This is a genomic window from Pseudonocardia sp. ICBG601 (genome assembly GCF_020496245.1).
The window spans coordinates 1-9,395 of record NZ_JAHLJA010000227.1; the positions used below are offsets into that span (position 1 = coordinate 1).

The 9,395-nt window shown below is 75.1% G+C and carries 5 protein-coding genes and 6 pseudogenes; 6 read left to right on the plus strand and 5 right to left on the minus strand.

What is annotated here, in order from left to right:
• The 3 genes and pseudogenes from KPL57_RS62450 to KPL57_RS62460 form a co-directional block, all read left to right on the plus strand.
• Nucleotides 1–212 (plus strand): annotated as a pseudogene (locus tag KPL57_RS62450) (hypothetical protein); the annotation flags it as partial.
• A 39-nt stretch (nt 213–251) separates the two neighbouring features.
• Nucleotides 252–1,232: a hypothetical protein gene (locus KPL57_RS62455; protein ID WP_226359136.1), complete on the plus strand. Its 981-nt coding sequence runs from the start codon at nt 252–254 to the stop codon at nt 1,230–1,232.
• A 134-nt stretch (nt 1,233–1,366) separates the two neighbouring features.
• Nucleotides 1,367–2,234: pseudogene (locus KPL57_RS62460) on the plus strand (1,4-dihydroxy-2-naphthoate polyprenyltransferase).
• A 250-nt stretch (nt 2,235–2,484) separates the two neighbouring features.
• On the opposite strand, the gene KPL57_RS62465 reads toward KPL57_RS62460, so the two are convergent.
• Nucleotides 2,485–2,937 (minus strand): DUF4229 domain-containing protein, encoded by a 453-nt coding sequence (locus KPL57_RS62465; protein ID WP_226359137.1) that lies wholly within the window; start codon nt 2,935–2,937, stop codon nt 2,485–2,487.
• A 301-nt stretch (nt 2,938–3,238) separates the two neighbouring features.
• Between KPL57_RS62465 and KPL57_RS62470 the strand changes: the two genes are divergently transcribed.
• On the plus strand, nt 3,239–3,451 hold the full coding sequence (locus KPL57_RS62470) for a BldC family transcriptional regulator (protein WP_043276768.1): 213 nt from the start codon (nt 3,239–3,241) through the stop codon (nt 3,449–3,451).
• 85 nt (nt 3,452–3,536) lie between these two features.
• Entirely contained in the window at nt 3,537–3,770 is a 234-nt protein-coding gene (locus tag KPL57_RS62475; protein WP_020622554.1) for a hypothetical protein, read from the plus strand.
• 129 nt (nt 3,771–3,899) lie between these two features.
• Here the strand turns inward: KPL57_RS62475 and KPL57_RS73570 are convergent.
• Nucleotides 3,900–5,299: pseudogene (locus KPL57_RS73570) on the minus strand (AAA family ATPase).
• Between the two features lie 532 nt (nt 5,300–5,831).
• On the opposite strand from KPL57_RS73570, the gene KPL57_RS62485 reads away from it, so the two are divergent.
• On the plus strand, nt 5,832–6,098 hold the full coding sequence (locus KPL57_RS62485) for a hypothetical protein (RefSeq protein ID WP_226359130.1): 267 nt from the start codon (nt 5,832–5,834) through the stop codon (nt 6,096–6,098).
• A gap of 90 nt (nt 6,099–6,188) precedes the next feature.
• Here KPL57_RS62485 and ccsB read toward each other — a convergent pair.
• The 3 pseudogenes from ccsB to KPL57_RS62500 all read right to left on the minus strand — a co-directional run.
• Nucleotides 6,189–7,145: pseudogene (gene ccsB, locus KPL57_RS62490) on the minus strand (c-type cytochrome biogenesis protein CcsB).
• Between the two features lie 6 nt (nt 7,146–7,151).
• A pseudogene (locus KPL57_RS62495) lies at nt 7,152–8,805 on the minus strand (cytochrome c biogenesis protein ResB).
• Nucleotides 8,805–9,395 (minus strand): annotated as a pseudogene (locus KPL57_RS62500) (cytochrome c biogenesis CcdA family protein); the annotation flags it as partial. The pseudogenes KPL57_RS62495 and KPL57_RS62500, both read right to left, overlap by 1 nt.

The following is a 9,395-nucleotide window of genomic DNA, read 5'->3' on the forward strand; positions in this document are numbered from 1 at the left end:
GGGAGGTCACCCTCACCGCGACGCCGAGCGCAGGCGCCGGGGCGAGCGGCTCACCGAGGCCGCTCCGCGGCAGCTACTCGGTGTTCGCGACCCGCGAGGGGCTCGTCGGCGGCACCACCGCGAACGGCCACAAGATCGTCAACCGGGACCGCTTCGTCGCGCTGCCGTCGCGTCGGGCGCTCTCGGCCACGGCAAGACCGACTACTCGGTGAAGGTCTGCGCCCCCAACGGGCCGCTGCGCGATCGCCCCGGTGTGGGACATCGGTCCGTGGAACACCAAGGACGACTACTGGAACCCGTCGAACCAGCGCCAGATGTGGAAGGACCTGCCCCAGGGCGTGCCGCAGGCCGCGGCCGCGCGCAACGGGCACAACGGCGGCAAGGACCAGTTCGGCCGCAAGGTCGCCAACCCGGCGGGCATCGACCTGGGCGACGGCATCTTCTGGGACGTCCTGGGACTGAAGGACAACTCGCAGGTCCAGGTCGACTACCTGTGGACCGGGTCGCAGCGGCTGTCCGCGATCCGCACCGAGGGTGCCCCGGACGTGCAGATCCTCGCCCGTCCCGAGGCCGGCGCGGAGTCGGTCGGGATCGCCGTCGACGCCACCGAGGTGCCGGTGCAGTGCACCTCGGGCGCGTTCGTCCGGATCGGCGACGGCCAGTACCTCCCGACGACGGCGTTCGCCGGGCTGCCGGGCGACGTCCCGGCCTGCGACGCCCCGGCCGCGCCCGCCGCGCCCACTCCGTCCGACGCCTCTGCCGCCGGCCCACGCCCGCTGCGCCGTCCGCGCCGGCGCCTCCGCTGCGCCTGGTGGGTCTGCTGCGCCCGCCGCGTCCGGTGGTTCCTGCTCCCGCCGCGTCCGGCGGCACCGCTGCTCAGGCGGCCGCCGGCTCCGCTGCTCCGGCGGCGCCCCGCCGGGCCCGCGGCTTCCCCCGCGCCCGGCGGGTCCGCGACCTCTCCGGGACCCGGCGGGTCCGCGATCTCTCCGGCACCCGGCGGTCCGCCGGGGCGGCCGGCTCACCGGCTCCGGCCACCCCTCCGCCCCGGCAGGCGTCGCTCCGGCCGCCCCGCACCGTCACCCCTCCGGGGCGGACCGGCCGGGCACCGGGGCTCCGGCCCCGGCGGATCCACCCCCACGCCAGCACCCACGAGCGACGTCCCCGACGGCGCCAGCCAGGCCGCCCGCGTGATGCCCGGCTCGGCCCAACGCGCACCCTCCGGCACCCCCTGACCTCCCGGGTCCGCAGCCACACCCCTGGCCAGTCCTCACACCCGTTGCAGCGGGTGTGGCGACCGGCCCAGGGGTGTGGCTGTGAGGTGGGACGGTTCCGGCGGGACGGCCCTGCGGCGGGATAGGTTTCCGGGGTGGCCACCACGGCAGAGTGGGTCGAGGGTGCGCGGCCGCGCACCCTTCCCACCGCGATCTCCCCCGTCCTCGTCGGGACCGGCGCCGCGCTCGGCGCGGGCGCCGTCGCTCCCGGCTCCGCACTGCTCGCCCTCCTGGTGGCGGTCGCGCTGGTGATCGGGGTGAACTTCGCCAACGACTACTCCGACGGCATCCGCGGCACCGACGACGAGCGCGTCGGCCCCCAGCGCTGGTCGGCTCCCGGGCCGCCGAACCGGCCATCGTGAAGACCGCGGCGTTCGCCTGCTTCGGGATCGCGGCCGTCGCCGGGCTGGTGCTCACGGCGGTCTCGGCCAGTGGTGGCTGCTGCTCGTCGGGGCCTGTGCATCGTCGGGGCCTGGTACTACACCGGCGGATCGCGGCCCTACGGCTACGCCGGGCTCGGCGAGGTCGCGGTGGTCGTGTTCTTCGGCCCGGTCGCGGTGCTGGGAACCATGGTGACCCAGGCCGGGCGCGTCGACGCCGCCGCCGTCGGGGCCGCGGTCGGTGCCGGGCTGCTGACCTGCGCCGTGCTCGTCGCGAACAACCTGCGGGACATCCCGGGCGACCGGGTCGTCGGCAAGCGCACCCTCGCGGTGCGCTCGGGGACCGCGGCACCCGGCTGCTCTACCTCGCGCTGGTGCTGGTGCCGTTCGTCGTCGCGGTCGGTGCCGCCTTCGACCGGCCGCGGCGTGCTGCTGGCGCTCCTCGCACTGCCCGCGGCCGTGCGGCCGGTGCGGATCGTGCTCGGCGGGGCCAGGGCCCCGCGCTCATCCCCGTCCTCAAGGACACCGCCTGCTCCTGCTGGCCTGGGGCGTGGCCGTGGCGGTCGGGCTCGCGTTCGGCTGAGACCGGTCCCGACACCGCCGGCGGATCGATCCGTCCCCGGACCGAGGCGCGCCATCCGCACGTCGGAGTACGGCGGTCGGCCGTACCGGGGCGATCCGTCCCGGGAAGGGGCCCGCGGGCCCACACGTCGGAGCGCGACCGGCCGGCGGGCCGGGGCCCCTCCGACCGTCAGCGGGCCGGGCCGTCGGCCGCCGACGGGGCCGGGTCGGACCCGGCGGACGCCTCAGCGCCGTCAGCGCCGTCAGCGCCGTCAGCGATCGACTGCGACGCGGCAGACGGGGAAGCGCCGACGGAGACGCGCCGGACGGAGACGCGGTGGACGGTGCTCCGTCGCCGACGGGGACGTGTCGGCCGACGGGGAGGCCGGCTCGGCGGGTGTGACAGGGGTCGGCGGCGGGCCGACGTCGCCGCGCAGCTGGGCACGCAGCGACGCCCGCTCGGACGACCGGCGGGCCGTCGACGCGGCGATCGCCCGGTCCAGCCGCTCCCGCAGCCCGCGGAACAGCACCATCGACAGCGGCAGTGCCACGACGAGCGCCACGAGCAGCGCGACGAGCCACGGCACACCGATCAGCGCGAGGACGACCGTCATCACGGCGAGCAGACCGAGCCGCGCGAGCGTGTAGAGCGCCACCGTGGTGGCCAGCCCGGGCTCACCGGCACGCTCCGGCGCCGCGGCCTGCGGCGGGGTCGGAGACGTCATGGCCACCAGGGTACGGGCCGGACCGGCCGGGCCGCGGCTGCCCGGTTCCGCCCGGGCTCGGCACCGGACGTCCGGATCGCCGCCACCCCACCGGGTGGCGGTCCCTCCCCGGATGCCCCCGGCTGTCCGGTTCGACTCGTTCACCGGCTTTGCCCTTTAAGAACCCTTTACCCACACAACACCGTTCGAGTACCCGGGGTCTGTGGTGTCACGATGGCCCGGAAAGAGAGAGCGGTACCCGGCCGGATGCCTCCGGCGAGCACCGTGACACATACTCCACGTGCACTTCGGGAGGATCCCCATGGCAGCTCCGACTCAGGCACCCGAGCGACTTCTCACCCCGGGTGAGGTGGCCACGCTCTTCCGCGTCGACCCCAAGACCGTGACCCGCTGGGCGTCGGCCGGGCGGATCGGCTCGATCCGTACGCCGGGCGGACACCGCCGGTTCCGCGAGTCCGAGGTCCGTGGCCTGCTGGCCGACCTCACCAGCGAGGCGAACAGCGGCCTGCGCTGATCCGGACCACGCACATGGGGTGAGGGTCTCGACTTCACCCGTACGTCAGGCCACCTTCGCTAGGCTGGACAGCGGAGGTGGCCTGATGTTGTTCTTCCTGATCCTTCTCGTCGGCGCGGCCGTGGTCGCGGTGCTGCTCGTGCGGACCCTGCGGTCCGAACAGGTGGTCTCCGACCGCATCCCGCGCGCGGAGTTCCCCTGGTCATCGGGCCAGCGGCCCGAGAAGCCACGGGCGACCGGCCCCGACGACGACCCCGACTTCCTGCGTGAACTCGACGAGAAGGTCCGCAACCAGGAGGACCCGCCCGAGCGTCCCTGAGCGGGTTCGCACGGCCGGCACCTCCACCAAGACGCCTTTACCGAAGGGCGGTCCCCCCGACCGGGCGGACCGCCCTTCGGTGTCTCCGCTCACATATCGGGCGTCGCCAGGCCCGTCCGTGGCCCGGGATCAGACCGGGAAGCCGTCGGCGACGGCCGCCGCCAGCTCCAGCAACGCCGTGCGGGTCGCCTCCTCCAGGCGGTCCAGGTCGATCTCCGCGCCCTCCTCCAGGTGCGGGTCGAACGGCACCTTGACCACGGCCCGGCACCGTCCGGAGAAGTGCTCGGCGACGCGGTCGAGGTCCACCCCGCCACCGGTCCCCCGCCGGTAGACGGTGTTGATGACGACGACGGCGTTGCGCACCAGCGCCCCGTAGCCGTGCGCGTCGAGCCAGTCCAGGGTCGCCGAGGCGCTGCGGGCCCCGTCGATCGAGCCCGACGACACGACGACGATCTGGTCGGCCATCCCCAGCACGCCGTACATCGCGGAGTGCATCAGGCCGGTGCCGCAGTCGGTCAGGACGAGGTTGTAGAAGTGCTCCAGCAGGTCGACCGCGCGCCGGTAGTCGTCCTCGCTGAACGCCTCCGACACCGCCGGGTCCTGCTCGCTGGCGAGCACCTCGAGCCGGGACACACCCTGTGAGGTGTAGGCCCGGACGTCGCTGTAGCGGCGGACCCGGTCGGCGTCGCGCAGCAGGTGGCGGACGGTCGCGGTGGTCTCCAACGGGATCTTCTGGCTCAGCGTCCCGCGGTCGGGGTTGGCGTCGACGGCCACCACCCGGTCGCCGCGGTGCGACGCGAACGTCGCCCCGAGGGTCGCGTGACCGTCGTCTTCCCGACCCCGCCCTTGAGGCTCAGCATCGCGATCTTGTGCGAGCTGATCAGCGGGCGGTTCGCGCGGGCCACGAGGTCGCGCCGGTGCAGCTCCGCGGGGCTCTCCCCCGGGTTCACCAGGCCGCCGGTGAGCACGTAGACCCAGCGCCGCCATCCGCTCGTCGGCGGACGCCCCGCGCCACCGTGCCCCATGCGCGACGGCGCGAGGTCCAGCCCGCCGTGCGGCTCGTCGCTGCGGCGGTGCTGCGCGGCCCGGGCCTCGATCGCCTCGGGGCCGTCCAGCGGGGCCGCTTCACCCCCGTCTGCGGCGGCCGCGCGGCGGGGTCAGGGTGCGCTGGGGTCCGGTCTCCGCGGACTCGTCGTCCCACGCCGCGCGCCAGGGACGGTCCGTCTGACGGGGGCGGCGGTCGTCGCGGGACCGGTCGTCACGGGACCGGTCGTCACGGGAACGATCCGTCCGTGGGGTCCCGGGCCGGGCGGGGGGCGTCGGGGCGGCTCCGGCGGCTCCCGTGTCCCCTCGGTGGGAGCCGCGGCACCACGTCCGGGTGCGGCCGGCTCGGCGTACGGCTGATACCCGCCCCGCGCCGCGCGGCCACGGCTCTCCGCGGGGTCCGCGGGCCCCGGACCCGCGGGATCCGTGGGCGCCGGACCCGCCGCACCAGGGTGGGACCGACCCGTGGGATCCGGGTGCGCCACGGCGGCGGCACGACCGTCCGTCGTACCGGCGGGCGCGGAGCGGTCCGAGGAGTCGTATGCAGCGACCGAGGAGCGGTCCCGGGAGTCGGCTGCAGCAGCCGAGGAGCGGTCCGGGGGTCCGGGTCGGCCGCCGAGGAGCGGACCGGGGAGTCGGGCGCGGCCGCCGGGGAGTCGTCCCCGGACGTCGGGGCGCGGTCGCCGGCGCCGGCGGCCGTGCGCCCCCCGGACCGGTCGGCACGCCAGATGAGGTCCGCGTCGGGATCGTCGTCGGGCACCGCGGAGGCGGGCACCGCCCACCACGGCTCGGAGTCGGTGCCCGCCCCCGGCCGGTAGAGGCCCGGTAGGCCGGTGTCGTCGGCCGTGGTCGTGCACGCCCGGGTCCGGGGAGGCGTCGTCGCGCCGGTGCCGGGGGTCGCCCGCGGAGGCCTGGGCGGGCTCCTCCTCCTCGGCGTCCGCGGCCGCCGCGGTGCCGGCGGGGGTGGTCGGGCGCGGGGTCTCGCGCAGGGCGGACAGGTCCATCCCGTGCGGCGGGGTGGACGGGTCGATCTCGTCGACCAGGTCGTCGTCGATCTCGGGCAGCTCGCTGCCCCACGCCGAGCCCGCCGGCGGGGTCTGCGTGCCGATGGCCGCGCGGCCCGGGGCGGGCGCCGACGCGGCGCGCTCGGCGGCCGTCGGGGTCCGCGGCGGCGTGTCACCGGGCTCGGCGGCCGGCTCCGCAGCGTCGTCACCGCCGGTCCGCCTGCGCCGTCCGAACGACCGGCCGGGGGACTCCGTCGTGGCCCAGCGCTCCCGCACGTAGCGGCCCACCGACCCGTCGGGCTGCTCGCCGGAACCGTTCTCACTCACGGGAAACGACGGTAGCCGGGCGGAACCCGGTGGTCGAGGCGCCTCACACCCCCGCGTACGAGTGCAACCCGGCGACCACCATGTTGATGAAGAACAGGTTGAACACGATCGTGGCGAAGCCCGCCGTGTTGATCCACGCCGCGGCGCCGGAGTTCTTCCACCCCGCGGTGGCCCGGGCGTGCAGGTAGGCGGCGTAGAGCACCCAGGCGACGAAGGCGACGGTCTCCTTCGGGTCCCAGCCCCAGAACCGGCCCCAGGCCGCCTCGGCCCACACCGCGCCGGTGATGATCCCGAAGGTGTAGAGCGGGAACGCGAGCACCGTCACGCGGTACGCCAGCCGGTCGAGCGACTCCGCCGACGGCAGCTTCGCGGCCCACGACGCCGGCTTCCCGTTCCGCTTGACCAGGAACAGCAGGCTCGCCACACCGGGGACGAGCAGCAGACCGGAGGCCAGCGTGATCGTCGTGACGTGGATGATGATCCAGTACGACTGCAGGGCCGGGACGACCGGCGCCGGCGTCGAGGTAGAGCACGGTGCCGGTGACGAACATCAGCAGCACGACCGGCGTCAGCACGAACACCCCGGCCGGCCGCAGCCCCGGGTGCCGGCGCACGAGCACCAGCCACGCCCCGACGGCCATCAGGCACAGCGCCGAGGTGAACTCGTACATGTTGCCCAGCGGCCACCGGTAGGCGGCGAAGCCGCGCAGCACGATCGACCCGAGGTGGGTCAGGAACGCCAGCACCATCAGCGAGATGCCGATCCGGCCGTAGCGGTCGGCGCGGGAGCGGCGGCCGTCGTCGGACGGGGGCTCCTCGGGCGCGGCGACCGCCGTGGACCCCGCCCCGACCGGGGCGGGCTCCGACTGCCGGGCGGAGGCCCTGGCGACACGCGGGCCGCGTACTCCAGCGACGCGAACACCAGCGCCAGCAGCAGCACGACGAGCGTCGCCTGGAACAGGCGGTCGCTCCACATCGCGGTGATCGGGTCGACGAGCATCTCCGGTTAACCGTCCTTCTTGTCCGTCGGGTCGAGCAGCTCGGTCGCGAGCCGGTCGAACTCCTCGCCGTAGCCTGCCCGGTCGGTCCGGGCCAGACCACCGAGGGTGATGCGCGCGCCCCCACCGTCGCGCGTGGTCACCCGCACCCAGAACCGGCGACGCGTGACCGACAGCGACAGCGCGAGGCCGCCGACCATCAGCACCGCCGCGGCCAGCACCCAGGACTGGCCGGGGTCGTGGCCCACCTGCAGGTTCACCCACGGGGTGACGCCGTCGAACCGGACGACCGTGCCGTCCGGCAGCCGGGTGGTGTCGCCGATCCCGAGCCGCGCGGTGGCGACGGAGCGCAGCTCGCCGTCGTCGATCTTGCTCTGGTCGACGCTGAAGATCGACTGGCCGCGGCCGTCGTCGATGCCGAGGTCGCCGAGGAGCACATCGACGTCGGCGGTCGGCGACCGCAGGTCCGGGTGCACCGACACCAGCCTGCCCTCGGGGTCGACCGCGCCGGTCGGCGCGAACGTCCCGGTGACGGCGAGCTGCGTGGTGCGCCGCTGCTCCGGGTCGGTGATGCCGGGGCGCTCGAACTTCGTCGCCCCCTCCGACAGCTGGGTGCCGGACTGGTCGACCGGACGCCACTGGACCTCGCCGGTGCGGCTCTGCCCGTCCGGCCAGGTCACCGTGAACTCCGGGCGTAGCCGTATCCGGTCAGGTAGACGCGGTCGCCGTCGGTGCGCAGCGGGTGGTTGACCGCGATCTCGTCGGGACGCCAGGTGCTGACGCCGTCACGGACGTCCTGCCCGGTCTGGTACCCGACCGAGGCACCGAAGGTCGACGGCTGGCCGTTCGGCAGCCAGGTGCCGTCGAACCGGTCGACCTTCACGCAGAAGTCGTTGAGGTCGGTGCCGTCGACGCGCAGCCCGGCGCGGAAGCTGTCGTAGCCGAGGATCGAGCTGTTGCAGAACTCGCTGCCGTCGGCGCGCACGATGACGTCGCCCTCGTAGCCGTACATCTTCCCGCCGGCCAGGCCGAGCAGGATGCCGATCAGGCTGAGGTGGAAGACGAGGTTGCCGGTCTCGCGCAGGAACCCCTTCTCCGCCGAGATCGTGCGGGAGCCGTCGTCCTCGGTGCGCTCCACGGTGCGCCAGCCACGCAGCAGCCGCCGCGGCCCTGGCCAGCTCGTCGTCGACGCCGGCGGTGGTGTCGCCCTCGGCGTGGTGCGGCAGCCGCGCCAGGTTGCGCGGGGTCATCACCGGGGGCTGGCGGACCGAGCGCAGGTACTCGCCGGTGCGGTGCGCGGGAACACGCAGCCGACCAGCGAGATCATCAGCAGCAGGTAGATGGCGGCGAACCACGGGCTCGCGAACACCTCGAACCCGCCGACCGCGTCGATCACCGGCGCGATGGTCGGTTGTCGCGGTAGAAGTCGTCCACGAGGAACGCGTTCAGCGAGCGCGGCGGCGGCAGCAGGGCCCCGGGCATCGCCGCCAGCGCGAGCAGGAACAGGAGCACCAGCGCGGTGCGCATGCTGGTCAGCCCGCGCCAGGTGTTGCGCAGGAACGCCAGCGCGCGGACCAGCGGCCCGGGCCGCTGCGACGGCGGCGGGCCGCCGTCCGGTGTCGACACGGACGGCTGCGGTGGGGCCTGCGGCGGGGAGCTCATCAGATCGGCGGGGTGAATCCGGCGATCGAGACCTGCAGCGCGACCAGCCACTGGGACCACAGACCGGACACCAGCAGCGCCCCGACCGCGACCAGCAGCGCTCCCCCGGCGATCTGCACCGCCCGGGTGTGACGGCGCAGCCAGCCCAGCGCGCGCACCGCCCGGGTCGCGCCCAGCGCGATCAGCACGAACGGGATCCCGAGCCCGGCGCAGTAGGCCAGGATCAGCACGATCCCGCGCACCGAGCCGCCCCCGGTGCCGCGGCGACGGCGACGACCCCGGCCAGCGTCGGTCCGATGCAGGGCACCCAGCCCAGGCCGAAGACCGCGCCCAGCAGCGGGGCGCCCGCGAGGCCGACCCGCGGCGTCCAGTGCGAGCGGTACTCGCGCTGCAGCGCGGGGATGGCCCCGGCGAACGCCAGCCCCATCACGATCATCACGACGCCGCCGATGCGCTGCAGCAGCGCCTCGTTGTCGATGAGGACGTCGGACAGCCACACGACGCCGACCATGATCGCGCCGAACACGACGGTGAACCCGCCGACGAACAGCAGCGCGGCCCCGGCGACCCGCCAGCGGCCGTCGTCCCGG

Excerpts from the sequence above, each read along its gene's own strand:
- KPL57_RS62475 (WP_020622554.1), top strand. The coding sequence starts at position 3,537 with ATGTTGTTCTTCCTGATCCTTCTCGTCGGCGCGGCCGTGGTCGCGGTG.
- KPL57_RS62470 (WP_043276768.1), top strand. The coding sequence starts at position 3,239 with ATGGCAGCTCCGACTCAGGCACCCGAGCGACTTCTCACCCCGGGTGAG.
- KPL57_RS62465 (WP_226359137.1), bottom strand. The coding sequence starts at position 2,937 with ATGACGTCTCCGACCCCGCCGCAGGCCGCGGCGCCGGAGCGTGCCGGT.